Source organism: Desulfuromonas acetexigens, from assembly GCF_900111775.1.
Lineage (GTDB): Bacteria > Desulfobacterota > Desulfuromonadia > Desulfuromonadales > Trichloromonadaceae > Trichloromonas > Trichloromonas acetexigens.
In genome coordinates, this window is record NZ_FOJJ01000002.1 from 21,835 (window position 1) to 48,454 (window position 26,620).

Below are 26,620 nucleotides of genomic sequence, written 5' to 3' on the forward strand. Positions count from 1 at the left end.
ATGGAATGAAAGCGACCGGTCAAACACCGGTCGCCAAGGTAATACGAGAGTTTTGCGCTGAAGCTCCCTGAGCGAAATGTTCGCGCACCTGCGCCACCAGGCTTGCCGCATCGATACCGATACGTTGACGCAACTCATCCTGGGTCCCCTGTTCGACAAAGCGGTCGGGCACCCCGAAACGGAGCACGCGGGGGCTTGCGCCCTGATCGGCGAGCAGTTCCAACACCGCCGAACCGAAACCGCCCTGCAGGGCGTTCTCCTCGACGGTCAGCAACAGCCCGGTGGCACGGGCTTCGGCGAGGATCAGTTCGCTGTCAAGGGGCTTGACAAAACGGGCATCGACCACGGCCAGGGAGAGTCCCTCCTCCTGCAAACGCTCGGCGGCTTCCAGCGCCGCTGCCACCCCAACGCCAAGCGCCAAAAAAGTGCCGTCTGTCCCCTCGCGCAACTTCTCCCCCCGGCCGATTTCCAGCGGCTCGATGACCTCGGGAATGGGCAGCCCCAGCGCCGCCCCCCGAGGATAGCGGTAGGCGAAGGGACCTTCTGCGACCAGGGAGGTGCGAATGGCGCGGCGCAGTTCGATTTCATCCCGGGGGGCCATGACCGCCAGATTGGGGATGTGACGCAGAAAGGAGAGATCGAAGACCCCGTGATGGGTCGGACCGTCAGCGCCGACCAGTCCGCCCCGGTCGAGAGCAAAGGTCACCGGCAGGTTCTGCAGGCAGACATCGTGCAGCACATTGTCGTAGGCCCGCTGCAGAAAGGTCGAATAGAGGGCGACGGTGGGACGCAGTCCGTTCGCCGCCAGTCCGGCAGCAAAGGTCACGGCGTGCTGTTCGGCGATGCCAACGTCGAAGAACCGTTCGGGAAAGCGTTTGGAGAATTCGATCAGTCCGGTCCCCTCGGGCATCGCGGCAGTAATCGCCACCACCCGGGGATCGGCTTCGGCCAGGGCAATGAGGCTCGCACCGAAGACCTCGGTATAACTGGGAGGGCCACCGGCGCTGCTTTTGACCTGCCCGGTCTGACGGTCAAAGGGACCGATGCCATGGAAAAGCGCCGGATTCTCCTCGGCCGGAGCATAGCCCTTCCCCTTTTTGGTGAGGACATGGAGCAGCACCGGGCCTTTGAGCCGGGAAACATTCTCCAGGGTCTCCATGAGATCTTCGAGCTGATGGCCGTCCACCGGGCCGACGTAGTCGAAGCCGAAGGCCTCGAAAAGCATCCCGGGGGTGAAAAAGCCCTTCAAGGAATCCTCGGCGCGACGGGCCAGATTGAGCAGATCCTTGCCGAAATGGGGCATGCCCGAGAGGATGGACTTGGCGTCTTTCTTCATGCGCACGAAGAGGTCGGAGGTCATCTTGCGGCTGAGGAAGGAGGCCAGCGCCCCGACATTGGGGGAAATGGACATTTCGTTGTCGTTGAGAATGACGACCATATCCTTCTTCAGATCGCCAGCCTGGTTCAGCCCTTCGAAGGCCAGCCCCGAGGTCAGCGAACCGTCGCCGATGATCGCCACCACCTTTTCCCGTCCCCCGCGGGCGTCGCGGGCCGCCGCCATGCCGAGCGCCGCCGAGATCGAGGTGCTGCTGTGCCCGACGCCGAAAGCGTCGTAAGGGCTTTCGCTGCGCTTGGGAAAACCGCTGATGCCGTCCAGCCGGCGCAGGGTGGAGAAACGGTCGAGACGGCCGGTCAGCAGCTTGTGGGCATAGGCCTGATGCCCCACATCCCAGACGATCTTGTCCGTCGGCGTATCGAGCACCCGGTGCAGGGCGATGGTCAGTTCCACCACCCCCAGGGAGCTGGCCAGGTGCCCGCCATTGACGGATGTCGTGGCGACAATCCGCTCACGCAACTCTTCAGCCAGGTCCTTGAGTTCCGTGAGGGAGAGATCCTTGATGGCGGGGGGATAGTTATTGATCTTTTCCAGATTCATTTGCACAGCCTTTTCTCCGCAAGCGCGACCCGGTTGTCAGCAGCCGCGATCGACAATATAGCGGGCGATTTCCCGCAGAGGCTCAGCGGGGGCGCCCAGAGGCGCCAGATATTCGATGGCCCGTTCCTTGAGTTCCCGGGCTCGCGCGCGCGCTTCGTTCAGCCCCAGCAGGGCAGGATAGGTGATCTTCCCCCGCGCCTGATCCCCACCGACCCCCTTACCCAGGGCCGCGCTTTCGCCGACCACATCGAGAATATCGTCGGCGATCTGGAAGGCCAGACCAGCAGCACCGGCATAACCGCTCAGGGCCTGCATGGCGCTGTCGTCGGCGGCGCCGACCAGCCCCCCAGCCTGAACCGAGGCCAGGATCAACGCCCCGGTCTTATGGGTGTGGATATATTCGAGAACGGGAAAATCGACGGTTTGCCCTTCCGATTCCATATCGACCACCTGGCCACCGACCATCCCCATCGACCCGGAACAGCGGGCGACGAGATGGATGATGCGGGGGAGGGTCGCGGGGGACAGACCCGAACAGAAGTCCGGATCGGAAAGCAGGACAAAGGCCTGAGTCAGCAGGGCGTCGCCGGCGAGAATCGCCGTCGCCTCACCGAAGACCTTGTGATTGGTCGGCCGCCCCCGGCGCAGATCATCATCGTCCATGGCCGGCAGGTCGTCATGAATCAGCGAATAGGTATGGATCATTTCCAGGGCGCAGGCCACCGGCAACGCCCGCTCGGTTGGCGCGCCCACCGCCTCGCAGGCGGCCAGAGCCAGCACCGGCCGAATGCGTTTGCCACCGGCGAAAATCGAGTAGCGCATGGCTTCGTGCAGCCGCCCGGGCAAAGTCGCCGCATCGGGAAGATAACGGTCCAGCGCCTGTTCGACCAGAGCGATCCGCTCATCGAGATAGCTGTGCAAATCCATCCGTAACTCCGGCGTCAATCCTGGGGAAAGGGGTGTTTGGCGAAGCCGCCGTCCTCGCTCCGAGTCAGCTGTTCGACCTTGAGTTCGACCTCGTCGAGCAACCGACGGCAGAGCGCCGCGTTCTTCACCCCGTCCTCGAAAAGGGAGAGGGAGGCCTCCAGGCTGAGATCCTCCTGCTCCAGACTTTCGACCGCTGTTTGCAGGGCCTTGAGTGCCCCTTCGAAACTCGTTTTTTTGGCCATCCCGACTCCTTGCGCAAGTGTTGGATTATGAACATGCCCCCCAAGGGGAGTCAAGATTTTTTCCCACCCAGAAGGGTCGTCAGGGCCAGGGGATCGACCCGGTCGCCGCGCAATTTCACCCCCCAGTGCAGATGGGGGCCGGTGGAGCGGCCGGTACTGCCGACCCGCCCCAGGGGTGTGCCCAGGTCCACCGTCTGGTTGGGGGCGCAATCGAGGCTTTCGAGATGGCAGTAGATGCTGTAGAGACCGTCGCCATGATCGACGATAGCGGTGAGACCGCAATAGTAAAGATCGCCGGTAAAGACCACCCGCCCGGCGCCGCCAGCGCCAACGACCGTCCCCCGGGGGCTGCGGAAATCGACCCCGGCATGGGGGGAGCGAGGTTGACCATTGAGGATACGGCGCAGACCGAAGGGGCTGCCCATCGGGTCGCCGACGGGCAGGACAAAAGCCGTCGGCAGCGGCACCGACGAACGCACCGAAAAGATCTGCCGGAGCAGCTTGCTCTCCCGCTCGATACGCTGGAGAACGGCCGGATCCTGCGGAGAGACGTAGGCCTTGGGGAGGGTGAGGCGTTCTTCCGGACGTTTCTTCGCCGTAACCTTCAGGGTTCCGACCGGCCGTTCCGTTCCCCCCGGTAGCCGCAGGCGCAGGGGATAATCGCCAGGGTCGGCCCCCAGGTCGAGCCCGAGGAGCGCCCATCCGCCCTCTTCCCCCGGCTCCAGGGGAATCAGCTTGTCATTGAAGCGCAGCTCCCCCACCGTCGGCCCGCTCGCGATCCAGCGCGCCAAGGCGACCTCGCCGGGGGCGATTACCTCCGGCTCCAGACGCAGTTCATCCCCCCAGGCCAAAGCCGTTATCCCCAGCCATAATCCCACCAACAGCAGCAACCAGTTTAGCTTCTTCATGATTCCACCTCTTCGATGCGAGCCGCCGCCTGCCCCTGGGCGAAACGCAGGCGCACCCGCTCGCCGGGGGTGAGAACGGCCGCATCACGAACGACGTCCCCTCCAGCCCGACTGACGACGGCATACCCCCGCCCCAGGGTCCGCAGAGGGGAGAGATCGTCCAGCCGTTCGGCCAGGCTGCTCAGGCGCCAGGCCCGTTCTTTCAGCCGTCTTTCCATGGCCTGTGACAGCCGACGGGCCAAGTCGGCCTGGCGCTGCCGGGCCAAAGCCAGGCTTTCCCGGGGGGAACGCAGGCGACGGTGCAGCCCGTTGAGCCGCTCCCGGCCGAAATCGACCCGGCGCCGCATCTGCGTGGCCAGGCGCATGACCAGATGGTCGAGATGCCCTTCCAGCTCCAGCCGCCCGCGCGCCACCATTTCGGCGGCGGCGCTCGGTGTCGGCGCGCGCAGATCGGCAACGAAATCGGCGATGGTATGATCGACTTCGTGCCCCACCGCCGAGATCACCGGAATCTTCGAGCCGTGAATGGCCCGCGCCACCGGCTCTTCGTTGAAGGCCCAGAGATCCTCGAGGGAACCGCCGCCGCGCCCGACGATCAGCACCTCAGCCTCCCCCTGGCGGTTGAGTTCGGCGATGGCGGCGGCGATCTCCTCGGCCGCCCCCTCCCCCTGCACCCGCACCGGCCGTAGCAACAGATGCACCCCGGCCCCCCGGCGGCGCAGAACCTGGATGATGTCGTGAATCGCCGCCCCGGTCGCCGAGGTGACGACACCAACCACCCGGGGAAAGGCGGGGAGCGGGCGCTTGCGCTCGACGGCGAAGAGCCCCTCGTCGGCCAGGCGGTTTTTGAGTTGCTCGAAAGCCAGCTGCAGCCCCCCCACGCCTCGGGGTTCCAGCCCTTCCACGATCAGCTGCACCTCCCCGCGCTGGGGATAGAGGGACAAACGGCCACGACAGACGACCCGCATGCCACTTTCGGGAACGAAGCCGAGAAGGCGGTTCTGCGCGCGAAACATCACCGCGCGCACTTGGGCGTCGGCATCCTTGAGGGAAAAATACCAGTGGCCCGAAGCGGGGATGGAGAAGTTGGAAATCTCCCCCTCGACCCAGACCTGCATGAAATTGTCCTCGACCAGCTCGCGCAACAGGGCATTGAGCCGCGACACGGTGAGGATCATAATGTTGTCTTGCATTGCGAATACCACCATATATGGGGGTTTAAGATTGACTTTTACGCCTATCTGCCCTATATAGGGCCCTATCTATCGACCCGCGGAAGGAAGTCTCATGTCCCGACCTTATGTACTGACCATCTCCAGCGAAAAAGGCGGGGTCGGCAAGACCACCCTGGCCACCAATCTGGCCATCTACCTCAAAGCCATCAACGAAGATCTGCCGGTCACCCTCTTCAGTTTTGACAACCACTTCTCGGTGGACCGCATGTTCCGCATCGGACGCGCGCCCCACGCCGGCAACGTGCTGAAGATGCTGGTGGAGAAAAAAATCGACCCGGCAGTCGAGATGGGGGAGTACGGGGTGCAGTTCGTCCCTTCCAGCGGCGAACTGGCGGAAATGCGCGACCAATTGACCAACCCCGCGCGCCTCGCCCGGATCCTCGCCGAGTCGGAACTCTCCGGGGTGGTCATTATCGACACCCGCCCCGACATGGACATCTTCACCCAGAATGCCCTCTTCGCCGCCGACCGGGTCGTGGTCCCGGTGAAGGACGCCCCCTCCCTGGAGAACTGCAAGCACCTCTACGAATTCTTCGACCGTCACGGCCTTTCCCGGCGGGCGCTGCGCATCCTCCCCTGCCTGGTTGACCAGCGCATCCACTACGACGGCCCCTTCCGCGACCCCTACCAGCTGCTCAAGGCCTACGCCATCAATCGCGGCTACCGCTGCCTGGAAGGCTATATCGCCAAAAGTCCCAAAGTCGAATCCCTCAACACCAACCCCGAAGGGAAGATCTACCCGGTCATCACCCACGGGCGCGCCACCGAGGTCCATGTCCAGTTTTCCCATCTGGCCCGCCAGATCTATCTGGACACCCTCGAGGCCCAACCCCGCCGTCTCGACCTCTTCGCCGAGGAATTGGGGCGCCAGGCCCACGCCCGGGATGAATCCTTCAGCACCCGCCGCGCCCACCTGAGCAGCACCTGCCTGCTCTGCGACAAACCCCTCGTCGCCGACGACGGCTGTCTTCATGCTGGTTATTACTGGGAAAATCCAGCCGCCGAGCGGGCCGGCTTTCTCGAAGAGGACTGTTTCGCCGGCCTCGTCTTTCCCTATTTCTATCGCTCCCGGCGCCAGATCGAAAATCAGGATCCCCTGCGCGAACTCTTTCGCGAGTCGGCGCAACGCTCCTTCTTCGTCCTGCGTCGCGCCCCCAACAGCCGGGGCTTCTACCAGCAGCAGCTCTCCTTCTACCGTTTTGACGACGAGGGGCTGGAAGTCTCCCACAAGGTCATTGAGCTGCCCGAACTCTCCGGCGCCCCCCAGGAAGGGCTGCCCCACTGGACCCCCCTGCTGCGCAACGCCGCCCTGCTCGATGACGACAACCGCCTCACCGACGGTTTTCTGCTCATCCGCCGGGTCAGCTCCGATTTCTCCGAAGGGATTCTCTACGACGAACAGTACCGGCAGTTCCGACAAACGGCTGAGCGCATCGCCGCGCAACTCCCCCGGGACTAAAGCGGCGGGTAAAATCGCCGGCCGCCGTTCAGCGCACCAGCAGGCGGGAGGCCGGCACCACGCGGATCCCCTGGGCGCGCAAATAGCCCACTTCCGCACGCAGGGCGGCGAAGGTTTCCGGGTAGGGATGGCAGATTGCCAACGCCTCACCGGATTTCTTCGCTATCCCCACCATGCGGCGAATCTCCCCGCGAATCGCCGGAACCGTGCGGACATTGTCGAGAAAGATATCTCGCCGCACCGTCGCCACCCCCAACTCCCGCGCCGTTTCAAAAGCCACCGAACGATTACTGGTGCGGCTGTCGACGAAAAACAACCCCGCCTGACGCAACTCCTCCAGCACCACCGCCATCTTTTCCCGGCTCTCGGTAAAACGCGAGCCCATGTGGTTGTTTCCCCCCACGGCATAGGGCACCCGCTGCCGGTAACCGCGCACCAGGGCGCGAATTTCCTCGTCGGAGCGGCTCAGCAGCAGGGCATCGACCCCGGGATTGGTGCGGGGGTAGCCCTGGGGCTCCATGGGCATGTGGATCATCACCTCCCGTCCGCTCTGGTGGGCCAGGGTCGCCACCTGCGGCGCCGCCTCGTTCTGGGGGATAATGGCGAAAGTCACGCCCAGGTCGATCGCGAGGAGTTCCCGGGCCGAGGCCAGATCCCGGCCAAGATCATCCATGACGATTGCCACCCGGCCACCGCTCTCCGGGGGAGGGGGCGTCAGCGAGGTCGGTGGCGGCAGTGCCGGCCGCGGCGCCGGGGGAGGCGGAAGAGCCTTGGGCGGCGGGGGCGCCGCAACCCGAAGCGGACGAAACTGCAGGCGCGCAACCACCCGATCCCCCAGCAGCACCAGCAGCGCCCCGGGGGCTCTTCCCGTTTCCAGACGCACCTCCGGCGCCTCCCGGCGCAAGGGGTCGAGCAGGACATCGAGCTCCGCCGCATCCGGGAAGGGGGTATCGAGGACATAGGTCGTCACCCCATGGTCCTGCTCGATCGTCAGACCCCCGTCGGCATAACCACCCCGGGTCAGGGATTGCTGCAGAAGACGGCGCAAGCCTTCGGGCTGCGGCAGCGCCCGGGTCAGTTCCGGCACAACCGGGGTCGGAGGTTTCACGATCACCGGCGGCACTGGCGGCGACGTTTCGGGGGGAGCGAGGCGAGATTGCCGCACATAGGTCAGCAGGATCAGACTGAGCAGAAGAAAGCCCACCACCCCCAGGGCGGCCAAAAGCAGGCGCAACGGGCGATTGGAGGTCTTTTTAACGGCCGGACGTTTGGCGCGGCGGCTTTTCTTTCGAGGAGGCACAGGGCATAACCAGAAAAAAAGGGGGGATATTCTCCCCCCGTCGTGAGTCGAAGAATCCCGTCGATCAGGCGGCGGGGGCTTGGAGTTCCTTGAAGACGCGCCAGCCCTTGAGCAGGTCGAGGGCGCGCATCAGCTGATAATCATCCCGATCCGTCTCCTTCAGGTCGAACTTTCGGGTCGTTTCGACATCCTTCGGCTGGACTTCGAGAGGTTCGGTGTCGAAATGATTGCTCAGGTCCTTCTCTCGGAAATGGTCGCCCTCCCCCACCTTCTTCAGCTCGGCCGGGGCGACGACGATATCCGGGGTAATGCCCCGCGCCTGGATGGACGTGCCGCTCGGGGTGTAGTAGCGGGCCGTGGTCAGGCGCAGTCCCGAGTTGTCACTTAGGGGGATCACCGTCTGCACCGAGCCCTTGCCGAAGCTCTGGGTACCCAGAACCAGAGCCCGGTCATGATCCTGCAGGGCGCCGGCGACGATCTCCGAGGCGGAGGCGCTACCGCTGTTGATCAGCACCACCAGGGGGAAATCCTCTTCTTCCGTCCCCGGGCGGGCGTGGAATTCCATGTGGCTGCCTTCCTCACGGCCATCGGTATAGACGATCAGCCCCTTGCCAAGGAAGAGGTCGGTCACTTTTACCGCCTGCTCCAGCAGACCGCCGGGATTGTTGCGCAGATCGAGCACCAGCCCATCCAGACGCCCGCCATTTTCCTTGCGCAAATCTTTGAGCGCCTTGGCCAACTCCTCGTCGGTACGCTCCTGGAACTGGGCCAGGCGCACATAGCCGTAGCCGTCCTCCAGGGTCCGGGCCTTGACGCTGCGGATCTTGATGATTTCCCGCTTGAGTTCGAATTCCTTCGGTTTTTCGAAGGCTTCGCGGACGATGGTGATGCGGATCGGGCTCCCCTTGGGACCGCGCATGAGCTTGACCGCATCCATGACGCTCATGTCCTTGGTGAAACCGTCGCCGATCTTGACGATCTGGTCCCCCGCCTGCAGTCCGGCCCGGTAGGCCGGGGTATCCTCGATGGGGGAAACGACGGTGAGAACGCCGTCTTTGATGGTAATCTCGATGCCGATGCCGCCGAATTCACCGCGGGTGTCGTCCTTCATCTCTTTGTAGACGTCGGGAGGCATAAAGGAGGAATGGGGATCGAGGGCGGCGAGCATGCCGTCGATGGCCCCGTAGATGAGTTCCTGCATGGGCACGTCTTCGACGTAGCTTTTGCGCACCAGCGCGAGAACGTCGGAAAAGAGGCGGATATCCTCATACTGGGACTTGGCCTCGGCGGCCAGCGGCCGGGTCAGCTGGGCAACCGCCAGCCAACCGATAGGAAGACAGGCCAACAGGACCAACAGGCGCAACCAGCGGCGTTTGAACATGGATGATTCCTCCGGGTGGGACAACCTCAACGAGGTTTAAGCCAGGGCGCCGGATTGAGCGGCGTCCCGCGATGTCTGATTTCAAAGTATACCGTATCGCTCCCCTCATAGCCCGCATAGGCCACCGTTTCCCCCTGGGCGACCGTTTCGCCGACTCGTTTCGCCAGACGGGAAGCCTGGGCATAGAGGGTATAGTAGCTGTCGCCGTGATCGAGGATGAGAAGATTGCCGTAGCCCTTGAACTCGTTGGCGAAGGCAACCCGACCAGACCAGACGGCGGTCACCGGCTGCTGCGGAGAGGCGCTGATTTCGATGCCGTGGCTTTCGTACAGGGTTCCCAGATCGGCATGGCGCCCGGTCCCGAAAGGGACCTTGACCTTGCCCTTGACCGGCCAGGAGAGCCGACCCTTCTGCCGGCCGAAGGGGTTGGCCAGAGGGGTTTTGGGATCTTGCGCAGAAGGCTTGGAAGTATACGCCCGGGGCTTGGTCGATTCAAGTTTTTTGACCAGGCTCGAGAGCCGCGCGGCCCGCTCCTTGAGGGCGGCCACCTCACTGGCGAGCTTGCTTTTGTCGGTCTTGACCTTCGCCAGCAACCGCTTCTTCAGTCCGGCCGCCTTCTTCAGCGATTCCCGATCGTGCCGCCCCTGCGCCACCAGTGTTTCCTGTTCCTTTTGCAAACCGGTGAGCCGCTCGCGAGTGGCGCTGAGTTCGTCGAGGCGCCGGCGGTAACCGTCCAGCAGTTCCCGATCCCGACGAACGATGCGCCCGAAAAATTCGTAATCCTCGGCCATGCGCGCCGGGCTCTGCGCCAGCATCAGGGTCCGCAGCAAGCCCATGTCCCCACTCTTGTAGAGCGTCACCAGACGTCGCTCGACCTGCCCCCGCAACGACTCGGCGGCCTCTTTCCGCCGGGCACTCTCCCCTTCGGCCGCAGCCAACTCCTCTTTGAGGGCGGCAAGGCGCTCTTCCTGGTTCGCCATACGTTTTTGCAGACGGGCCAGTTCGTTCTCTACCGTCTTCAGATCCTTGCCCAGGGACTTTTCCTCTTTCTGCTTCTTCGAGAGGGATTTGCTCGCCTGGGACAGACGCTGCTCGATCTCCTTGAGGGACTGCCGGGTTTCGTCAGCCTTCTTGTCGGCGGCCAGGCTCTCCCCCGGGGGGTAAGCCAGCAGCGCGCAGAAAAGCAGAATCAGGAAAAAACCGATCCGTGACTTCAAATCCGCACCAGTTTACGCAGGGAGGTGATGCTGCCGAAAAACCCGAGGAAGACCCCGGCGAAGATCAGCAGCAACTGAAATCCGAGAGGGAGAAAGACGATGGAACCGCTGGCCGAGGCGAGGAGCAGGGAAGCCAAGGCCTCGTGGAGAAAATAGCGGAAGACGGCAAAGGCTAGGCTGACAGCGATCAACCCGCCGAGCAATCCCTGCAGGGCGCCTTCGATGAGAAAGGGGGTCTTGATGAACATGCTCGTCGCCCCAACCAGACCCATCACCTCCAGTTCGTCGCGACGGGCATACTGGGTGAGGCGGATGGTGTTGGAAACGATGAAGAGGGCGGCAAAGAGGAGAAAACCGCCGATCACCGCCCCGCCGATCTTGAGCAGGGTGACGAAGGCCTCGAACTTTTCCAGCCATTCCCGGCCGAAACGCACCTCGTCGAGACCGAGATTCGTGCGCAGAGTCGCGACCACCCGTTCAGCTTCGGCGGGGGTGCGGAAATCGGGCTTGAGGGTGATGGCGAGCGATGCCGGCAGGATTTCGGGACCGACCCCTTCGAGCAGATCGGCATCCCGGCCCAGCCGTTTTTTGAAGAGGGTCATGGCCTCTTCCTGGGAGGTGTAGGCGACGGCGGCCACCTCGGGCAAGGCCTCGACCTTTGCACGCAAGGCCTTGAGCGCCCCCGCCTCGGGAACGCGGTCAAGGTAGGCGACGATCTCCACCCGCTCACCGATATGGGCGGTCAACTGCTGCACATTGATGACCACCAGAGCAAAAAAGGCAATGATGGTCAGGGCCACCGCTGTCGTTCCGACCGCCACCCCACAAAGCAACGGGCACTGGCGCATGTTGCGCAAGGCCCGCAGAAAAAAATAGATCAAGCGTTCCACTCGTTATCCTTTATTCGGTCTTCTCAAGCCGGGCGATCCTCGATCAGGCGCCCATGCTCCAGGGTCAGCACCCGTCGCGGAAAGCGGCGGATCATCTCCCGGTCGTGGGTCGCCAGCAGCACCGTCGATCCCCGGGCGTTGGCCCCCTTGAACAACTCCATGATATCCAGGGTCACCTCCGGATCGAGATTGCCCGTCGGTTCGTCGGCGATCAGCACCAGCGGATCGATCACCAGGGCGCGGGCCACCGCCACCCGCTGCTGCTCGCCGCCGGAAAGCTCCAGCGGCAGCCGGTTCAGTTTATGCTCCAGCCCCACCAGTTTCAAGGTCTGGAAGACCTTCTTTCCCACTTCCATGCGCTTGCGTCCCTGTACTTCCAGAGGGAAGGCGACATTTTCGAAAACCGTGCGGGTATTGAGCAGCTTGAAATCCTGGAAGACGATGCCGAGCCGCCGCCGGAGAAAGGGGATCTGCCGGCTGCCCATGCGCGTCACGTTCTGGCTGTTGATGAGGATCTGCCCCCGCGTCGGCTTTTCCGCCGCGTAAAGGAGCTTGAGCAGGGTCGATTTCCCGGCGCCGGAAGGGCCGGTGATATAGACGAAATCCCCTTTGGGGATCTTCAAGTTGAGATCGACCAGCGCGGCCGCGTCTTTCTTGTACGACTTGCAGACATTATAGAACTGGATCATGCACTTACCATTCGTTATAGGGAATGCCGTTAAGCCCGACCAGATCGCTGACGCTGCGGAAATCGTAACAGCCCCCCGGCGCCAGTTCCCCGTCGTCGGTCGCTTCCGGGGGAATGCACTCCCATTCGCTCTCGTTGGTGAAAGGATCGCGGGGAACTCCCCGCAGGTAGCGCTTGTTGATCAGATCCTCGAGGGATTCAGGATAGGCCGCGTGGTCGGCATAATAGGCGTCCGTAGCCCGACGGATCTGGTAGAGATCCTCCATGAGCACCGTTTCCCGCGCCTTGATCAGGCTGCGTTTATAGCTCGGCACGGAGATGCTCGCCAGGATACCGATAACGGTCATGACGATCAAGAGTTCGACCAGGGTAAACCCCCGGGGCAGATGGCGCAAACATTTTATGATCCGCATGGAAGCATTCACCAGGTGGAGTAAGAGGTGCCGTCAAGGGCCGTCCGGCCGCTCTGGGAGTAGACATCGTAAACGTCCTCTCCCCCCCAGACCGTCGAATCGGCGTCGTCGGCATAGGAACGCAGTCCCCAGCCGTCACCGTATTCGTCGAAAGGATCGGAAGGAATGCGGCGCAGGTATTTGCGTTTTATCTTGTTCGGGCCGCCCCAGTCCTTGCCCGTCACCAGGGTTTCCAGATCCTCGGGATAGCCCGAATCGCCGAGAGAGGCGCCGCCGGGCAGGGTATTATCCTTTACTGCCTTGTCATAATCTTCTTTGTAGGCATCGATGGCGCTGCGGATTTCACGCAGGGCGCGGCGCAGTTCGATCTCTTTGGTGCGGCGCACGGTGACTTCGGCGACCGGCAGCACCGCCGCCGCCAGTACCGAGAGAATCGCCATGGCGACCAGCAACTCGACCAGGGTCAGACCCCGTGCGGAAGAAAATCGCATGCGGCGCGTCATGGAGAGCCTATCGCACCTCCAAAGTGGTGGACATGGGCAATACCACCAGGCGATTGCCGGCGGGGTCGCGGAAATTGATGCGATCGAAGCCGACCTGCGCCGAGCCTGCGGCCCGACCCTTGAACACCAGGCGGAAGAGCTTGCCGCTGCCGGTGGCGCCGGGACCGCCCAGCCCCTGTTTGTAGCCGACGATCAGTTCCCCCTTCTCCTGGTTGACGCTGCTGGTGAAAAGGGTCGACTGCCCGTTAGCCTTGAGGAAATCCCCCTCCTCGGCGCGGACGAAACTCAGTTTCTGGCTATCGAAACGGACAAAGAGGGGAGCGCTGTACAACCCGGTGATTTCCTGGACCATCGCCTCGAGCACCACTTCCTGCCCGACGCCGACCTCGGCCGGCCCGGTGAAAGAGACCCGGGCACGGTCTCCGAGCCTGGGCAATTCGGGGATATCCGCGGCGGCTGGAGCCGGGGGGGAAATGACCGGCGCCACGGGGATCGACTCCGGGGCAGGTGCGACGGGCGTGATGGTTTCGACCGAAGACACGGCGGTTGACCCCGGCAGCGGACCGGTACCGCCGACGGGCGTTTCCGCAGTAGCGGCAACGGCGCCATCGACTACCTCGGCGTAATCCTCAGTCACCTCCGCCTCGACAAACCCTTCCGGAAGCCCGGCGGGAGGGGCCGCGACCGCTGCCGCTCCCGGCGCCATGACGGGGAGGGGTTCTTCCAGTTCCGGCTTGAAATAGGCGAAGGAACCGAAATTGGCGCCAGCGCGCAACTCGTCCTCCCCCCCCGACCAGATACTGGCGACGGCCGCTTCCGGCATATCGAGCTTCTTCACGATATGGGGGGTGATGGAAAGGAGAATCTCCCGCTTGGTCTTGTTGTTGTTGTGCCCGGTGAAAAAGTGCCCGATCAGGGGGATATCGCCGAGGATGGGGATGGTCGTCTTGCTTTTCGAATTGTCGTCCCGCAACAGTCCGCCGATCACCGTCTGCTCACCGTCCTTGAGGACCAGCGCGGTGGTGGCGTTGGTAGTGGAGATGACGAGCGGGGTGGTGCCGCTCTTCAAAGCGGCCAGCCGGGTGGCGTTGCTGACTTCGAGGTTGAGCTTGGTCACCACCGTATTGTCGAGCTGGATGAGGGGCTCGACATCGAGCTTGACCCCGACATCCACATACTGGATGTTCTCCGAGGTCTGGTCGCCGTTGATGGTCACGGTGATGACCGGTTCGCGGCTACCGATGTGCACCTTCGCCTTTTCCTTGTTTTTCACCCGGATGCTGGGATTGGCGAGGATCTCCGAATCGGTCAGCTTGCGCAGCACGTCGAAGGTCGCGGTCGGCAGGGTGTAGAAGGTCTGCAGGTTGCTCAGCCCCGAAACCAGATTGTTGGCCAGGCCCGTGGTGGTGGAGTCGGTTCCCGAGGAAACCGTCGTCGAGCCGGCGGTGAGGGTGTCGGAGACGATGTTCTGGCCGTCCTTGCTCAGGCCGAAACTGACCGAGTTGGTGCTCAGGGTCGGGCCGATCTTCAGCTCGTTGTTGTGGGTCACCTCGACCAGCTCCAGATCAAGAACGACCTCCGCGTCTCCCCGATCAGCGGCCTCGATGACCTGCTGGGCGAGTTTGATCACCTGCGGGGTATCGCGGATGACCAGAGCGTTGAGCTCCTCGTGAACATAGATCTTGCGCAACTGCAGCATGGTGCGCAGCATGTTGACCGCTTTTTTGGCATCGATATGGGACAGGTAGAAGGTCTGGATGATGTGATCCTCGTACTGCTTGGCCTTCTCCTTGCTATTGCTGTAGATGATGATGGTCTTGCTGTTGAGCACCTTTTTCCCCAGGTCGTTCATGCGCAGCAAGAGTTCCAGAGCCTGGGAGAAAGTCGCCTTCTCGAAGGAGAGAGAGACGGTCTGTTCTTTCATCTCTTCGTCAAAGATGAAGTTGATCCCCGAAAGCTTGGAGAGGATACCGAAAACTTCCTTGGTCTTGGCCGACTTGAAGGTCAGGGTGATGGTCGTGTCCGAATCGACGTCGAGCTCGAAGCCGTCCATGAGGGTGCCGGCACTCTTTTGCACCCGCTCCTGTAACTCCAGGGCCCGGGGATGACCGGGGCTGATCTCCAGCAACCGGGTGAGAGTGACCTTGGCGTTGCCATAGCGCCGCGCCCGGTAGAAGCCTTCCGCTTCGGCGAGAAGTTTTTCCGCCTCGGCCAGCGCCTCGACCCGTTCTATTTCCTGAGCAGCCACGGCGAGGGAGGTATCCAGCGCCCGCGCCTGGCGCAGCTCATAAAGGGCGCCCTCGTACTGGCCGCGTTCGGCCAGGCGCCGGCCCTCGGCGAGACGTTCCTGGGCCGCCCGAACCTTGGCTTTGAGCAGACCGAGGCGATACTCCCGGCTTTCGGGGGAGCGCTCTACCGCCTCGGCGAATTTGGCCACCGCCTCTTCGTAGCGCCCCTGCTGATGCAGATCTGCCCCAGCCTTGAAAGCCCGCGTGCCGCCGCAACCCGCCAGCGACAAGAGCAGCAGCAGAAGGGCCAGATTGCGGAAAGCGGAATGCATATTCGTCATTGGATGGTGCTCCTCAACTGCAAGGTACTCATCGATTCCATGGGCGATTCGGGCGGCTTCTCCTCGCTTTTGGGCGCGAAGGGTCGCGGTGGCGGCTCCGGCTCCTCCACCACTTCAAGGTCGGTACCCTCTTCCTCCTCCCCGTTATTCGACGGTTGAGGAAAAACCGGCATGCGCGACCGGCCGGGGACGAGAGGGGCATCCCGCTCCGGCGAGGGGCGATTGCTCCGGCCGGAAAGGGAGGCGGTCTGTTGCGAGGTGTCGGTCAGCGACAGGGTCACAGGGCGCCCGTCCTGGCGCACCACCAGTCTGTCCCGGGTCACCTCTTCCACCAGATATTCCCCAGTGGGGCCGAAGGACTCTCCGACCTGGGCAATGAAAATTTCACCGTTGACCCCGAGAAAAACCTTTTTTACCCCATCCTTCTCGAGACCGCCCAGATAGGCGAAGCGCGCCGTCGCATTCGCCGTCGCACCGCCTCCTTCTAAGGAGGAGAAGGTCGGCGGAGGCGGAAAGCTCACCGTTTGAACCACCGGCTCGGGCTCGGGTCGCGCTGCAACGGCGGCGTTCGTCGTCAGCCGGAAGATATCCCGGCTCGGCTCACTGAAGGACGCCCCGGCCCGCTCAAGAATATCCAGGCGCACACGGGGCTCCGCCGCCGCCGTTTCAGGCGCAGTCGGGGTCTTGGCCAGGGCGCGAGGACGGACCGCCGGTTTGGTCGTCACCCGCTCCTGGCGCGGCGTGGCCCACCAGGCATAAGCAAGGGACAAGCCGAGCAAAAGGGCCAATCCGCCGAGAAGCCAGGTCTTACGATTCATGGCTCCTCCGTGCGAAAGAGGGTTGAAAGCTTGATATTGAGGGTCACATCCCCCGCATCCGGGTCGTCGGTGCCGCTCAGAGTCAGGGATTCGAGGGCGATGAGCCGGGGCGATTCTTCGAGGGCATGAACGAAACGCTTGACCTGGAGATAGCTGCCGCTCACCGAAAACCCCAGGGAATAGCGTAAGAAAGGGCGCCCCTCCAGTGTCTGGGGGTCGTAACCGATCTGATCGATGAGCAATCCCGCCTCGTCGGCGAGGGTGAAGAGTTCGCCGAGCAAACCGGAAAGTTCCGCCCGATGGGGGATCGCCTGCCGGAAGGTCGCCAGATCCTGTTCCGCCAGAATCAGGCCGTCCTCCTCCTGCCGGGGGGCGCGCCCCTCCTTTTGTAACCTGCGCACTTCCTCCTGCCGTTGCAGGTAGGTTTGCTCCAGTGCCTGCAGACGGGGCTCCAGCCGGAAACGCAGGCCAGCCCAGGCGCCGAGGTCGATGAGGAGCAACAGCAAGAGCATTACCGGCACCGTCTTGTTCATGCGCCAGGCGGCACGGAGCAGGGAATGGCCGCTCATATCAGAACGCCCCCTTCACTTCCAGGGAGAACCCGATGACACTTCCCCCGGACGGATTATCCCGCCGGGCCTGCTGCAACAGGTAGACATCGCTGAAATCCGGCGAGGCGCTGAGATTGTCAAGCAGCCCGCGCAGGGCATCAAGGTCGCGGGCCTGGCCGGTGAGACTGAAGGAACCCTGGGCATAATCGGGGCGAATCGCCTGGATGCCCACGGTTTCAGGGAGCACCCCCTCCAACTGGTCGAGGAGGCGGGTCCAACGGAAGCTGTCCATGCGCAAAATACCGTTGGCAAAATCCACCTCGGAAAGGAGCCGTTCCCGCTCCGACCCGCTCAGAGCCGGACGTGTCGGCGCCCTTTCAATCCCCCCCCGCGTCTCCAACTCGACCAGCCACTGCTCGACCTGAGCGAGCTGCCGGTAATCCCGCACATAGCCGTAGGTCAGCACGCCCAGCACCAGCAGCAGGAGAAGGGCGACACCCCCGTAGGCAAAGCGCAGAGCCCGACGGCTGAGATAGGTACGACTGGCAAGATTGAGGGTGAGTTTCATGGTGATCCTCAGAGCAGACGCTCGGCCGCGCCGACGGCCGCCGCCAGATGGGTGCCGCCGTTCAGAAGCTGGGGCAGAGGGAGCGGGGCCAGCTGTTCGATTTTCGGATCGAGCAACCGAACCTCCCGTTCGAAGGCCGCCTTGAGAACCTCCATAAGTGCGGTCGCCGGCGGGGCGGTGTGCAGAAAAACCCCGGCCCGCTGGAAACCGGGAAAACTTTCCCGAACCGAGGCGAAGGAGAGGTTGATCTCCTGAAAGATCTCTTCGAAGGCTCCGGAGATCCGCTTGTGGCGCTGGAATACCGGTATTTTACCCTGAAAGAGCTGCAAGCCGAGGAGATCACCGTCGACCCCCACGAGAATGAAATCCTCCCCCAGGTCGATGCGGGGGCGGTAGAAGTTATAACGGTGCATGGCGTGAAAATCGATGACGACGGGATGGTAGCCGGCCTCGGCCAGGACTTCCTCGTACTGACCCAGAACGCTCCCCAGCATCAGGGAAACGAGCACCCGGTAGCGCCCCGTCTCGGTCTTCTCCACCACCTGATAATCGAGCCGGACCTCCCGGGGCTCGGCGGGCAGGCTCTTCTTCAGCTGCCACTTGAGCACCTCGATCCCTTCCTGGTGGGACTTGAAGGCCGTTTCCACCTCGGCCAGCAGGATCCGCCCCAAGGGATCGGGGAGAGAAAGGGCAATCCGGTCCTCGCCACGGGCGATGGGGTCGAGGACGCTCTTCACCGCCGCGATAAAAGCGGCCCGATCGCGGATATTGGGTTCGCGCACCGACAGCGACCAACTCTCTTCCGCAAGCGACGCAAGGCGCACATCGACCAGGGCCGGCGCCTTGGTTCCCCGTCGCCGCAACGCCGCCGCCTGCAACTGCCGACCGCAGAGGTCGAGTCCGAGAAAGGTTCTGCGGATCATGCCGACTCCACCTTTTCGACGAAGGTCACGCGATTGATCTCCTTGAGAGTGGAAATGCCGAGCAGCACCTTCTCCACCGCCGACTCCCGCAGAAAGCGGGTGCCGCTGGCAACGGCCGCCTTCTTGAGTTGGGAAACGGGAACCTTGTTGACCAGCAGTTCGCGGATTTCGTCGTTGAGTTCGAGCAACTCGACAATGGCGCTACGCCCCTGATAGCCCATGCCGTTGCACTCCTTGCAACCGCTCCCCTCGTAGAAGGGGTGATCCAGGTACTGGTCGGCATTGAGCCCCGACTCCTCCAAGGTCTGGCGGTCGTAACGCACTTCGTGCTTGCAGTGCGGACAGATTTTCCGCACCAGCCGCTGGGCGACGACACAGTTGAGACAGGAGACGAAATTGTAGGGATCGATCCCCATGTGCAGAAAACGACCGAGCACGTCAAAGACGTTGTTGGCGTGGACCGTGGTGAAGACCAGGTGGCCGGTCAGGGCCGACTGTACGGCGATCTGGGCCGTTTCCGAGTCGCGGATCTCGCCGACCATGATCTTATCCGGGTCGTGACGGAGGATGGAACGCAAGCCCCGGGCAAAGGTCAGGCCTTTTTTCTCGTTGACCGGAATCTGCACGATTCCCTTGAGCTGATATTCGACCGGATCTTCGATGGTGATGATCTTCTCCTCTTCCGAATGGATCTCGGAGAGGGCGGCATAAAGAGAGGTCGTCTTACCGCTGCCGGTCGGCCCGGTCACCAGCACCATGCCGTAGGGTTCGCGAATCAGGCGGCGGAAGCGGGTCAGCTCCCGCGCGGGGAAACCGAGGGCTTCGAGAGTCAGGCCTTTGAGGTCGGTGGCGATCGTCTCCTTGTCGAGAATCCGGATGACCGCGTCCTCGCCGAAGATACTCGGCATGATCGAGACGCGGAAGTCGATGGATCTCCCGCCGATACGCACCTTGAAGCGGCCGTCCTGGGGGACCCGCCGTTCGGAGATGTCGAGCTCGCTCATGACCTTGATGCGGGAGATGATCGGCCCTTGAAAACGGCTGTCGAGGGGCTCGGTAGCGCGGTAGAGAACGCCGTCGATGCGGTATTTGATATAGACGCCGTCTTGGCCGGCCTCGATATGGATGTCGCTCGCCCGTTTGTTGAGGGCATCATAGAGGGTCGAATCGATGAGGCGGATGATCGGGCTGGTGTCGGCGGTGAGCTTTTCCAGGGAGAGGACCTCTTCCCCCTTGTCCGTCTCCTTGACCAGTTGCAGCTTGAAATCCTCGGAAACCTCGTCGAGCACATGCTTGGTTCCCTCGGCCCGCTCGAGAATACGGAGGATCTTCCCTTCCGGCGCCACCCGCAGGATGAGCGGCACGTCGAGTAGCAGTTCGAGACTCTCCCGCGTCGCCACATCGGTAGGATCGGCGATGGCCACCACCATCCCCTGCTCGTCGTGACTGATGGGGAGGAAACGGTAGCGCGTGGCCATCCCCGCCGGCAGGGACGACAGCAGTTCAGGGTCGGGGATGAAATGCTCCAGGTCGACATATTCCAGGTTAAACTGACGAGCCAGGGCCTGCGCGAGGGCTTCGGCGGAAAAAATCCCCTCGGCGACGCCGGTGCTGCCGAAATTTTCCCCCCGCGCCTGCATGCGTTCCAGCACCAGACGGATTTCCGCCGGGGTGATGGTCCCCATGGAGACCAGGATTTCGCCGATTTTTTTCCGTTCGAAATTCACCATGAAAGGTTCTCGCGATAGTTCATCAGCGTTACCCGGACTGATCAAAAATGCCCAGGCGCAAGGCGCCCGAAATTCGAGGAGCGAATCGTACCTGTAAGGTACGTTGCAGCGACGAGGATGAGGGCAACGCCGCGAATGGGCGTTTTTCATCAGCCCGCTAGCGGACCGTTCCCGCCAGCTGGAAAATCGGCACATACATAGCGACGATGATGCCGCCGATGAGCAGGCCCATGGTCAGCATCATGATCGGCTCGACCAGGGTGGTCAGGCGGTCGAGGCGCCGCTCCACCTCCCCTTCGTAAAATTCGGCGACATCGTTAAGCATGTCGGCCAAAGCCCCGGTCGTCTCGCCAACCCCGATCATGCGCAGGGCCAGGCTCGGGAAAAAAACAGCCTGCTCCAGAGACGAAGCGATGGTCATCCCTTCCTCCACTCGCCGGGTTGCGACCGCCAGACGGTTTTCCAGCAGACGGTTGTTCAGCGTGCCTCGAGACATGCGCATCGACTCGACGACGGGGATGCCGCTCGCCAGGGTTGTGGCGAAGGTGCGGCAGAAGCTGGAAATGGCATAGTCGCCGAGCAGCCGGCCGAAAAAGGGAACGGCCAGCTTGCTCCGGTCGTAGAGCAGGGCGCCGCGTTCGGTGCGGACGAACATCCGCAGGGCAAAAGCCAGGGCCACCAGGAGCGGTACGGCGAAGGGCAAGCCTTCGGTCAGCACTTCGGTAAAGCCGATGAGCACCCGCGTGATCAGCGGCAGCTGGGCGTTGGCATCGGCGTAGATCTGGGTAAAGCGAGGGACCACGAAGAGCATGAGAAAGAGGACGACGACGATCACCGCCCCGCTCAGAAGGAGGGGATAGAAAGCCGCCCCCTTGACCCGCCCCTTGAGGGCTTCGACCCGCTTCTGATAGGCGATGTAACGGCCCAGGGTCACCGGAAGATCCCCGGTCTTTTCCCCGGCCCGCACCGAAGCCACGTAAAGCGTCGGGAAGAAGCGCGGAAACTTGGCGAAGGCCTCGGAGAGCGATCCGCCCCCCTTGACGTCGTCGCGGATCTCCCGCAGCACCTCGAGAACCTTCCCCGCTTCCATGCGCTCGATAATTGCGTCGAGCACCTGCAGAATCGGCAGACCCGAACGGATCAGGACCAGCAGTTCCTGGTTGAAGGATAAAAAGCGCCGGCCGCCGAACTGAGGACCGAAAGAAAGCCCCAAGGATGCGGGGCGCAGGCCCTTCCGGCGGATCTGAAAGACGTGAAAGCCCTGGGCTTCGAGATTCTCCCGCAGAAGATCCCCGTGGGTCGCCTCGAATTCCTTTTCGATGATGCGGCCGTCGGCGGTGCCGACTTTACAGATAAAGCTCGCCATAGGGGCTCAAGGTAGCACAGAGACTAAAAATTAGAAACCCGAATCCATAAGGATTTCAAGACGACAGAGGACGTTTCCGGGTGTTGGCCGAGGCCGTTTTACGCTTCGAGCCTTTTAGTAGGAACGAGGATTATGCTCGATGCCGTGACAGTTGAGCAGACACTCGCCGTGACGCGTCGCCACTCCCGTCGCCCGAAATTCGAGTTTGTCGTCTTCATTGGGGCTGACGAACTCTTCGTTGAAGCGGATCAGGTACTGATACTTGGTGCTGCCGTGGGCATCGTGGCAGGTGAAGCAGGAGGTTCCCAGTTCGTTGTTGCCGGGATTGCCGACGATATGCAGGGCATGATAGGGGAAGCTCTCGTTGCCGAGAATGCTGCTGCGGTCATGGCAGCGGTAACAGAGAGCGTAGGCCTGGGGGCTCTCCGGCCGCTGGTCTTCCATTTCGTAGTTGCGCACCAGCAGCCCCTCGTAAATGGAGCCGTGCGGCCCCTTCGGGCCATTGGGGTCGTCGTTGCCGTGACAGTCGCTGCAGGTGAGAATGGCGATATCCCCGGGCTGCTCCTCCCGCTCGTTGTACGGCTCCATCAGGCTGATGACGTAATGGTTGCGCCCCTCCCCTTCCACCGGATGAAAGGAAGGGTTGGTGATCTTGAATTCGGCGTGCTTGTTGGTCGCGTCGGTCGGCAGGTTGGCGCTGGAGGAATGGCATTTGTAGCAGAGTTCGTATTCTTTCTCGATCTCGGCGACAAAATTGCCGATGCGCCGCCCTTTCAACCCGCGAAAGGGCTTACCCTTTTCAACTTCGTGGGATTCGTGGCAGTCGACGCACTCGGCATGACGGGCGGCGTTGCTGACTTCCTCGGGCAGAGTCTCCCCCCCCTGATGCACCCCGCGCACGGTCAACACCGGATGACGATAAGGCTTGCGCAACGCCTCACCAATATCCTGCACATCCCCCGTCGCCGTCGCCTTCAGATAGCCCCGAGACACCATATTCTGCCGATCCTGGGCCGAACCGTGGCACTGCAGGCAAACCTGCTCTTCCCCGGTGATTTTCATGGTCATGCCACGGTGGCAGCTGCGGCAGGTCTTGGGCAGAACAGAAGGATCACCATGCGAGCCTTGCAGTTTGGATTGCCTGTTATCTTGCGCCTGAGCGATAAAAGCCGTTGACAGCAAATTTAATCCGAGAAAAAACAGAACTGGAACGACCCAAAGAGAGCCCAACATTCTCATAACAAATGCCTTCATCGTTGAAACGCGTCAGTGTGGTGCGCATCGGAAGTTACAATCGGCCCATGACAATGTTTGCAGAGGTCGTCATAAGAGTTGGCGGAAGTAGCTGAGACAATTCTCCAGAATGGCGGAACATCGGCATACTCCCCCCGGTCATCGTGTGGGTTGTGACAAGTGGTACACTGCACACGCTGTTGACTGTCGCGCAAATCGGGACTGGGAATCTTGAAGCCCGTTCGTCCACGGTCGACGATGGTCTGCTGAACCAGCGAGCTATACACAAAGGAGACGGGATGGGTCAATTCCAGATCGATCACCGGGTCGAATGTCAGCGTCGTCGGTACATTTTCCATGGTTTCATGGTTCGTGGTCAGGGTTCGATCCAGCAAAGTACCGATGCCGGTAACCCCGTCGTGACAGGATAGGCAGAGCTTGGAAGCACCATTGGGATAGTCGGCGGTGCTGTTATACTGCGCCTCGGGGATATCCTTGATCAACAAGGAAGTCGAATTGTAGAGGGGAAATGGGCCAGTGGGATCGTTACGATTCCACAGCGCCCCCTGTTTGGAGGCGCTGTGCGGGGTGTGACAGAAGATACAGATTTCCTTGGCACCGGGTTGGGAATCGTCGGTGGCCTGGGTCCGGCCATGAGTGGCGCCAAAGGAGAGGTTGTGGGGATTGGCCGGGTCGGAAACAGGGCGGCCGTCGGCCGCAGGTAGCGCCAAAGAAAAAAGGCCGACGAACGCCAGTATTGAAACTATCCGGGTTGTTTTCATCAATCCTCGCCCCCGCATGAAAACCATCAATCTTTATCCTTCGGGCATCTCGGCGAATATATCTGCAAGTAAAGTACCAGCTTCAGGGTTGCGGCAGATACTCGAAGATCTGAATCCGCCGATTGTACATGTCGGCCACGTAAAGACGGTCTTCTCCGTCGAAAAAGAGCCCGGCGGGCATGTTGAATTTTCCCGGCTCTTTGCCCGCGCCCCCCCAGAAGAGAAGCAGATTCCCCGCCATATCGAAGATCTGAACATTGTCAAATGCCGCATCGGAAACGTAGATGTGCCCCTGGGAATCGACCGCCACCCCCCGCGGCCGGGCAAAGGAACCGGGGCCGTCGCCAATGGCGCCGATGGTGGCGCGCACCTCACCTTCCGGCGTAAAGACGACAATACGGAAGTTGAGGGAGTCGACGACGTACACCTGCCCCGCCGGGTCGACGGCAAGATTCGCCGGCCGATAGAGCGTCCCTTCCCCGAAACCGCTCAGATGCTCCCCTTCGGGAGAAAAGACCTCGATCCGCCCCGCCAAGGCATCGGCGACATAGAGCTGGCCCGAGCTGTCCAGCGCCATCCCCGCCGGGCGACTGAAACCCTCCCCGGGAGCGCGGGTGCCGAGCAGGCGCCCCTTGCGGTCGAGAACGAAGACCTGATTCAATCCCGTGTCGGAAACGTACAACCGTTTGCGTTCACGATCGTAGGCCACCCCGACGGGAGAGACGAGCATCTGTTCCCCGGCCGTGAGCAGATAATCGACCTGGCGCTCGGCCAGGTCGAAAACGTGCACGGCATGGGCCTCGGGGTCAGCGGCCCAGACCCGCCCCTCCCCGTCGGCGGTTACGCCATAAGGGGCGCGCAAAGGCAGTTCCGCCTCCCCTTCTCCCACGACCCAGCGCATCAACCGGGAAGGGCGACCTTCGCGACGGAAATCCTCGGGGCCGGTGATCGTGCGAAAATAGCGAATGCGCGGGGTATCGGGAGGCAGGGGCCAAACGATAGACTGAGCGGGATCGGAATCGAAAAGCCCTTCTCCGCCGCGCGCGGCGCACCCGGCGGAGAAGGCCAGACAGAAAATGAGGAGCAGGCGGACGAGGGTCGACATCAGGGCGTTAGCTTCTTGACCGGATAGCGCTCGCGCAAGGCAGCCATCCATTCGCCATAGAGCGTTTCACGGGCATCGGATTCGAGGGTTTTACGAATTTTATCCCGCACTTCGTCGAATTCGAGCTGTCGGGGATCGTTGTTTTCGAAGAGCTTGACGATGTGGTAGCCGTACATGGTGCGAATCGGCTCGGAGATTTCCCCGGGCTTGAGCGGCTTCAGGGCATCCTCGAATTCCTTGACCGTCTGCCCTTCATGAAAATAGCCGAGATCCCCACCCACATACTTGCTGCGGTCGTCGGAGTTGTAGTAGGCCAGGTTGTAAAAATCTTCGCCGGCCCTGGCCTGGGCGAGCAGCCCTTGGGCCTTTTTCAGCAACGCCTCCCGCTCCTCTTTGTTGGAGGCGGGATCGACCTTGACCAAAATCTGGCTGGCCTTGAACTGGCGCGGGCGTTTGTAGGTGGCGCGGCGTTCGTCGTAATAGGCCCGAACCTGCTCATCCGTCACCGTGACCCGTTGATCGACCGCCACCTTCTCGGCCTCGGCGGCGAGCAGTTGACGATAAAGGGAAGCCTTATAGCCGTCGGGCCCTTCTTCGCCCAGGGCGGCGAGTAATTCCTTCTGGGTCTTGAAACGGGCGCGAAGTTGATTGAACTTCTCTTCCACGACAGTGCCGTCAACCCGCAGCTCCTCTTCAAGGGCATAGCGAACCTTGAAGGCCTGCTCGATAAGCTTTTCAAAGGCCTCCTTTTCAATCTGTGCCAGCTTTTCCTGGGAAACGCCGACATGAAAGGCGACCTGCATCGGAATGAGTCGCTGCTGCTCACGGCGCAACTCTTGGGCGGTAATCGGAACCCCGTCGACTTCGGCCAGAATCCGTGCGGCTGCCCAAGCCGAAGGGACTCCTAAAAGGGCCGACAGAATCACGGCCAGGGTGAGCGCTTTCGGGAAAAATAATCGCATGCACAATACTCCTCAAGGCGATGGGGGAAGGCTCGGTTAATCCAGTGCCATGATAGGAAACCAGCTTCGGCAAAGTCAAGGTCAATACAAGGAGGGAAGGAACGTCATCGAAGGCGCAAAGAAAAACAAATGGGGTGGCTCCTTACGGAGCCACCCCATTTGTTTTATTATGGCGGGGCTGACGGGACTCGAACCCGCGACCTCCGGCGTGACAGGCCGGCGTTGTAACCGACTCTACTACAGCCCCCGATACTCTATGTGATTGACGCTTATCTTCGTCATTTAAAAGATTGGTGGGCGAAACAGGGATCGAACCTGTGACCCTCGGCTTGTAAGGCCGATGCTCTCCCAGCTGAGCTATTCGCCCATCGACTTGTAAAATGGCGGGGCTGACGGGACTCGAACCCGCGACCTCCGGCGTGACAGGCCGGCGTTGTAACCGACTCTACTACAGCCCCGCAAAAAAACAGGAAACAATACTCGGTCTAAGTTTCGGAAAGATCCGAGTCGCTTGCTTCCTGTTTGAGGTCAAACGTGAAAATTTAGTTAACCGCGTCTTTCAGGGCCTTGCCAGCCTTGAACTTCGGGGTCTTGGCAGCGGCGATCTCAATTTTCTTGCCGGTCTGGGGATTCTGGCCGGTGCGGGCGGCGCGCTCGCCAACACTGAAGGTGCCAAATCCGACCAGAGCGACTTTCTCACCGGCTTTCATAGCCTCGGTAACGGCATCGATGAACGACTTAAGGGCTTTCTCGGCATCAGTCTTGCTGAGTCCTGCTTTCTCTGCCATCGCATTGACAAGGTCGGCTTTTGTCACAACATACCTCCAGTTATTAGGAATGGATTAAGCCCTTCAAAACGAGGGCATATATATCAAACTTCCAAAAAGAGTGTCAAGCTAATATTTTGCTAAAAA

General features: G+C 61.8%; 25 protein-coding genes and 3 tRNA genes. 1 reads left to right on the top strand and 27 read right to left on the bottom strand.

Translation table 11 applies throughout. The annotated features are described in order from the left end of the window. Nucleotides 1-19 precede the first annotated feature (19 nt). Genes dxs through xseA form a run of 5 tightly spaced genes read right to left on the bottom strand, consistent with a single transcriptional unit; the run spans nucleotide 20 to nucleotide 5,206 of the window. On the bottom strand, nucleotides 20-1,936 hold the full coding sequence (dxs, locus tag BQ4888_RS02935; protein WP_092053517.1) for a 1-deoxy-D-xylulose-5-phosphate synthase: 1,917 nt from the start codon (nucleotides 1,934-1,936) through the stop codon (nucleotides 20-22). 36 nt (nucleotides 1,937-1,972) lie between these two features. Beyond that, nucleotides 1,973-2,863 (bottom strand): polyprenyl synthetase family protein, encoded by an 891-nt coding sequence (locus BQ4888_RS02940; RefSeq protein ID WP_092053519.1) that lies wholly within the window; start codon nucleotides 2,861-2,863, stop codon nucleotides 1,973-1,975. Between the two features lie 14 nt (nucleotides 2,864-2,877). Then, nucleotides 2,878-3,105 (bottom strand): exodeoxyribonuclease VII small subunit, encoded by a 228-nt coding sequence (gene xseB, locus BQ4888_RS02945; RefSeq protein WP_092053522.1) that lies wholly within the window; start codon nucleotides 3,103-3,105, stop codon nucleotides 2,878-2,880. A gap of 50 nt (nucleotides 3,106-3,155) precedes the next feature. After that, a complete protein-coding gene (locus BQ4888_RS02950) occupies nucleotides 3,156-4,013 on the bottom strand; it encodes a M23 family metallopeptidase (RefSeq protein ID WP_092053526.1) in 858 nt (285 codons plus the stop codon). Next, nucleotides 4,010-5,206 (bottom strand): exodeoxyribonuclease VII large subunit, encoded by a 1,197-nt coding sequence (gene xseA / locus BQ4888_RS02955; RefSeq protein WP_276609573.1) that lies wholly within the window; start codon nucleotides 5,204-5,206, stop codon nucleotides 4,010-4,012. The genes BQ4888_RS02950 and xseA overlap by 4 nt, the downstream gene beginning before the upstream one ends. Nucleotides 5,207-5,300: 94 nt before the next feature. Here xseA and BQ4888_RS02960 point away from each other — a divergent pair, with 94 nt between their 5' ends. After that, nucleotides 5,301-6,707 (top strand): ParA family protein, encoded by a 1,407-nt coding sequence (locus BQ4888_RS02960; RefSeq protein ID WP_092053531.1) that lies wholly within the window; start codon nucleotides 5,301-5,303, stop codon nucleotides 6,705-6,707. A 28-nt stretch (nucleotides 6,708-6,735) separates the two neighbouring features. On the opposite strand, the gene BQ4888_RS02965 is transcribed toward BQ4888_RS02960, so the two are convergent. From BQ4888_RS02965 to BQ4888_RS03070, 22 genes are all read right to left on the bottom strand, one after another. Beyond that, complete coding sequence (locus BQ4888_RS02965) at nucleotides 6,736-8,007, bottom strand: divergent polysaccharide deacetylase family protein (protein ID WP_092053533.1); 1,272 nt, start codon at nucleotides 8,005-8,007, stop codon at nucleotides 6,736-6,738. A gap of 64 nt (nucleotides 8,008-8,071) precedes the next feature. Continuing rightward, a complete protein-coding gene (locus BQ4888_RS02970; RefSeq protein ID WP_092053536.1) occupies nucleotides 8,072-9,388 on the bottom strand; it encodes a S41 family peptidase in 1,317 nt (438 codons plus the stop codon). Nucleotides 9,389-9,414: 26 nt separating this feature from the next. Next, nucleotides 9,415-10,605, bottom strand: coding sequence for a murein hydrolase activator EnvC family protein (locus tag BQ4888_RS02975; RefSeq protein ID WP_092053538.1), 1,191 nt, complete (start codon nucleotides 10,603-10,605; stop codon nucleotides 9,415-9,417). Then, on the bottom strand, nucleotides 10,602-11,495 hold the full coding sequence (ftsX, locus tag BQ4888_RS02980) for a permease-like cell division protein FtsX (RefSeq protein ID WP_240746385.1): 894 nt from the start codon (nucleotides 11,493-11,495) through the stop codon (nucleotides 10,602-10,604). The genes BQ4888_RS02975 and ftsX overlap by 4 nt, the downstream gene beginning before the upstream one ends. A 23-nt stretch (nucleotides 11,496-11,518) precedes the next feature. Further along, nucleotides 11,519-12,184 (bottom strand): cell division ATP-binding protein FtsE, encoded by a 666-nt coding sequence (ftsE, locus tag BQ4888_RS02985; protein ID WP_092053541.1) that lies wholly within the window; start codon nucleotides 12,182-12,184, stop codon nucleotides 11,519-11,521. Nucleotides 12,185-12,188: 4 nt separating this feature from the next. Beyond that, the gene (locus BQ4888_RS02990) at nucleotides 12,189-12,596 is read right to left on the bottom strand and encodes a type IV pilin protein (RefSeq protein ID WP_092053544.1); all 408 of its coding nucleotides are present in this window, start codon (nucleotides 12,594-12,596) and stop codon (nucleotides 12,189-12,191) included. A gap of 8 nt (nucleotides 12,597-12,604) precedes the next feature. After that, nucleotides 12,605-13,099, bottom strand: a complete 495-nt coding sequence (locus BQ4888_RS02995) for a type II secretion system protein (RefSeq protein WP_240746386.1) — start codon at nucleotides 13,097-13,099, stop codon at nucleotides 12,605-12,607. Between the two features lie 7 nt (nucleotides 13,100-13,106). Then, the gene (locus BQ4888_RS03000; protein WP_092053546.1) at nucleotides 13,107-15,668 is read right to left on the bottom strand and encodes a secretin GspD/PilQ domain-containing protein; all 2,562 of its coding nucleotides are present in this window, start codon (nucleotides 15,666-15,668) and stop codon (nucleotides 13,107-13,109) included. After that, on the bottom strand, nucleotides 15,665-16,486 hold the full coding sequence (locus tag BQ4888_RS03005; protein ID WP_092053549.1) for a hypothetical protein: 822 nt from the start codon (nucleotides 16,484-16,486) through the stop codon (nucleotides 15,665-15,667). Before BQ4888_RS03005 ends, BQ4888_RS03000 begins: the two co-directional genes overlap by 4 nt. Beyond that, nucleotides 16,483-17,055, bottom strand: coding sequence for a type 4a pilus biogenesis protein PilO (locus BQ4888_RS03010; RefSeq protein WP_092053551.1), 573 nt, complete (start codon nucleotides 17,053-17,055; stop codon nucleotides 16,483-16,485). The genes BQ4888_RS03005 and BQ4888_RS03010 overlap by 4 nt, the downstream gene beginning before the upstream one ends. Nucleotide 17,056: 1 nt before the next feature. Next, the gene (locus tag BQ4888_RS03015; RefSeq protein ID WP_092053554.1) at nucleotides 17,057-17,605 is read right to left on the bottom strand and encodes a PilN domain-containing protein; all 549 of its coding nucleotides are present in this window, start codon (nucleotides 17,603-17,605) and stop codon (nucleotides 17,057-17,059) included. 8 nt (nucleotides 17,606-17,613) lie between these two features. Next, entirely contained in the window at nucleotides 17,614-18,528 is a 915-nt protein-coding gene (locus tag BQ4888_RS03020; protein ID WP_092053557.1) for a type IV pilus biogenesis protein PilM, read from the bottom strand. Continuing rightward, a complete protein-coding gene (locus BQ4888_RS03025; RefSeq protein WP_092053560.1) occupies nucleotides 18,525-20,258 on the bottom strand; it encodes a GspE/PulE family protein in 1,734 nt (577 codons plus the stop codon). Before BQ4888_RS03025 ends, BQ4888_RS03020 begins: the two co-directional genes overlap by 4 nt. Before the next feature lie 157 nt (nucleotides 20,259-20,415). Further along, nucleotides 20,416-21,624, bottom strand: coding sequence for a type II secretion system F family protein (locus BQ4888_RS03030; RefSeq protein ID WP_092053564.1), 1,209 nt, complete (start codon nucleotides 21,622-21,624; stop codon nucleotides 20,416-20,418). 114 nt (nucleotides 21,625-21,738) lie between these two features. Further along, a complete protein-coding gene (locus BQ4888_RS03035; protein WP_170232936.1) occupies nucleotides 21,739-22,686 on the bottom strand; it encodes a cytochrome c3 family protein in 948 nt (315 codons plus the stop codon). A 188-nt stretch (nucleotides 22,687-22,874) separates the two neighbouring features. Then, on the bottom strand, nucleotides 22,875-23,639 hold the full coding sequence (locus tag BQ4888_RS03040; RefSeq protein WP_170232937.1) for a cytochrome c3 family protein: 765 nt from the start codon (nucleotides 23,637-23,639) through the stop codon (nucleotides 22,875-22,877). Between the two features lie 82 nt (nucleotides 23,640-23,721). Then, nucleotides 23,722-24,744 carry an SMP-30/gluconolactonase/LRE family protein gene (locus BQ4888_RS03045; protein WP_170232938.1) on the bottom strand — a complete coding sequence of 341 codons (1,023 nt, stop codon included), beginning with the start codon at nucleotides 24,742-24,744 and terminating at the stop codon, nucleotides 23,722-23,724. Next, entirely contained in the window at nucleotides 24,744-25,706 is a 963-nt protein-coding gene (locus BQ4888_RS03050; RefSeq protein ID WP_092053572.1) for a peptidylprolyl isomerase, read from the bottom strand. Before BQ4888_RS03050 ends, BQ4888_RS03045 begins: the two co-directional genes overlap by 1 nt. A 170-nt stretch (nucleotides 25,707-25,876) precedes the next feature. After that, a tRNA-Asp gene (locus BQ4888_RS03055) sits at nucleotides 25,877-25,953 on the bottom strand. A 44-nt stretch (nucleotides 25,954-25,997) separates the two neighbouring features. Continuing rightward, nucleotides 25,998-26,073, bottom strand: a tRNA-Val gene (locus tag BQ4888_RS03060). Nucleotides 26,074-26,087: 14 nt separating this feature from the next. Continuing rightward, a tRNA-Asp gene (locus BQ4888_RS03065) sits at nucleotides 26,088-26,164 on the bottom strand. Nucleotides 26,165-26,248: 84 nt separating this feature from the next. After that, nucleotides 26,249-26,521 (bottom strand): HU family DNA-binding protein, encoded by a 273-nt coding sequence (locus BQ4888_RS03070; protein ID WP_092053575.1) that lies wholly within the window; start codon nucleotides 26,519-26,521, stop codon nucleotides 26,249-26,251. Between the last annotated feature and the right edge of the window lie 99 nt (nucleotides 26,522-26,620).

Excerpts from the sequence above, each read along its gene's own strand:
- BQ4888_RS03050 (WP_092053572.1), bottom strand. The coding sequence starts at position 25,706 with ATGCGATTATTTTTCCCGAAAGCGCTCACCCTGGCCGTGATTCTGTCG.
- BQ4888_RS02990 (WP_092053544.1), bottom strand. The coding sequence starts at position 12,596 with ATGCGGATCATAAAATGTTTGCGCCATCTGCCCCGGGGGTTTACCCTG.
- BQ4888_RS02940 (WP_092053519.1), bottom strand. The coding sequence starts at position 2,863 with ATGGATTTGCACAGCTATCTCGATGAGCGGATCGCTCTGGTCGAACAG.
- BQ4888_RS03015 (WP_092053554.1), bottom strand. The coding sequence starts at position 17,605 with ATGAAACTCACCCTCAATCTTGCCAGTCGTACCTATCTCAGCCGTCGG.
- BQ4888_RS03030 (WP_092053564.1), bottom strand. The coding sequence starts at position 21,624 with ATGGCGAGCTTTATCTGTAAAGTCGGCACCGCCGACGGCCGCATCATC.
- BQ4888_RS03020 (WP_092053557.1), bottom strand. The coding sequence starts at position 18,528 with ATGATCCGCAGAACCTTTCTCGGACTCGACCTCTGCGGTCGGCAGTTG.
- BQ4888_RS03040 (WP_170232937.1), bottom strand. The coding sequence starts at position 23,639 with ATGAAAACAACCCGGATAGTTTCAATACTGGCGTTCGTCGGCCTTTTT.
- BQ4888_RS03005 (WP_092053549.1), bottom strand. The coding sequence starts at position 16,486 with ATGAATCGTAAGACCTGGCTTCTCGGCGGATTGGCCCTTTTGCTCGGC.
- xseB (WP_092053522.1), bottom strand. The coding sequence starts at position 3,105 with ATGGCCAAAAAAACGAGTTTCGAAGGGGCACTCAAGGCCCTGCAAACA.
- dxs (WP_092053517.1), bottom strand. The coding sequence starts at position 1,936 with ATGAATCTGGAAAAGATCAATAACTATCCCCCCGCCATCAAGGATCTC.
- xseA (WP_276609573.1), bottom strand. The coding sequence starts at position 5,206 with ATGCAAGACAACATTATGATCCTCACCGTGTCGCGGCTCAATGCCCTG.
- BQ4888_RS03035 (WP_170232936.1), bottom strand. The coding sequence starts at position 22,686 with ATGAAAATCACCGGGGAAGAGCAGGTTTGCCTGCAGTGCCACGGTTCG.
- BQ4888_RS03045 (WP_170232938.1), bottom strand. The coding sequence starts at position 24,744 with ATGTCGACCCTCGTCCGCCTGCTCCTCATTTTCTGTCTGGCCTTCTCC.
- BQ4888_RS02960 (WP_092053531.1), top strand. The coding sequence starts at position 5,301 with ATGTCCCGACCTTATGTACTGACCATCTCCAGCGAAAAAGGCGGGGTC.
- BQ4888_RS03010 (WP_092053551.1), bottom strand. The coding sequence starts at position 17,055 with ATGAGCGGCCATTCCCTGCTCCGTGCCGCCTGGCGCATGAACAAGACG.
- BQ4888_RS02950 (WP_092053526.1), bottom strand. The coding sequence starts at position 4,013 with ATGAAGAAGCTAAACTGGTTGCTGCTGTTGGTGGGATTATGGCTGGGG.
- BQ4888_RS03025 (WP_092053560.1), bottom strand. The coding sequence starts at position 20,258 with ATGGTGAATTTCGAACGGAAAAAAATCGGCGAAATCCTGGTCTCCATG.
- BQ4888_RS03000 (WP_092053546.1), bottom strand. The coding sequence starts at position 15,668 with ATGACGAATATGCATTCCGCTTTCCGCAATCTGGCCCTTCTGCTGCTG.
- BQ4888_RS02970 (WP_092053536.1), bottom strand. The coding sequence starts at position 9,388 with ATGTTCAAACGCCGCTGGTTGCGCCTGTTGGTCCTGTTGGCCTGTCTT.
- ftsE (WP_092053541.1), bottom strand. The coding sequence starts at position 12,184 with ATGATCCAGTTCTATAATGTCTGCAAGTCGTACAAGAAAGACGCGGCC.
- BQ4888_RS02995 (WP_240746386.1), bottom strand. The coding sequence starts at position 13,099 with ATGACGCGCCGCATGCGATTTTCTTCCGCACGGGGTCTGACCCTGGTC.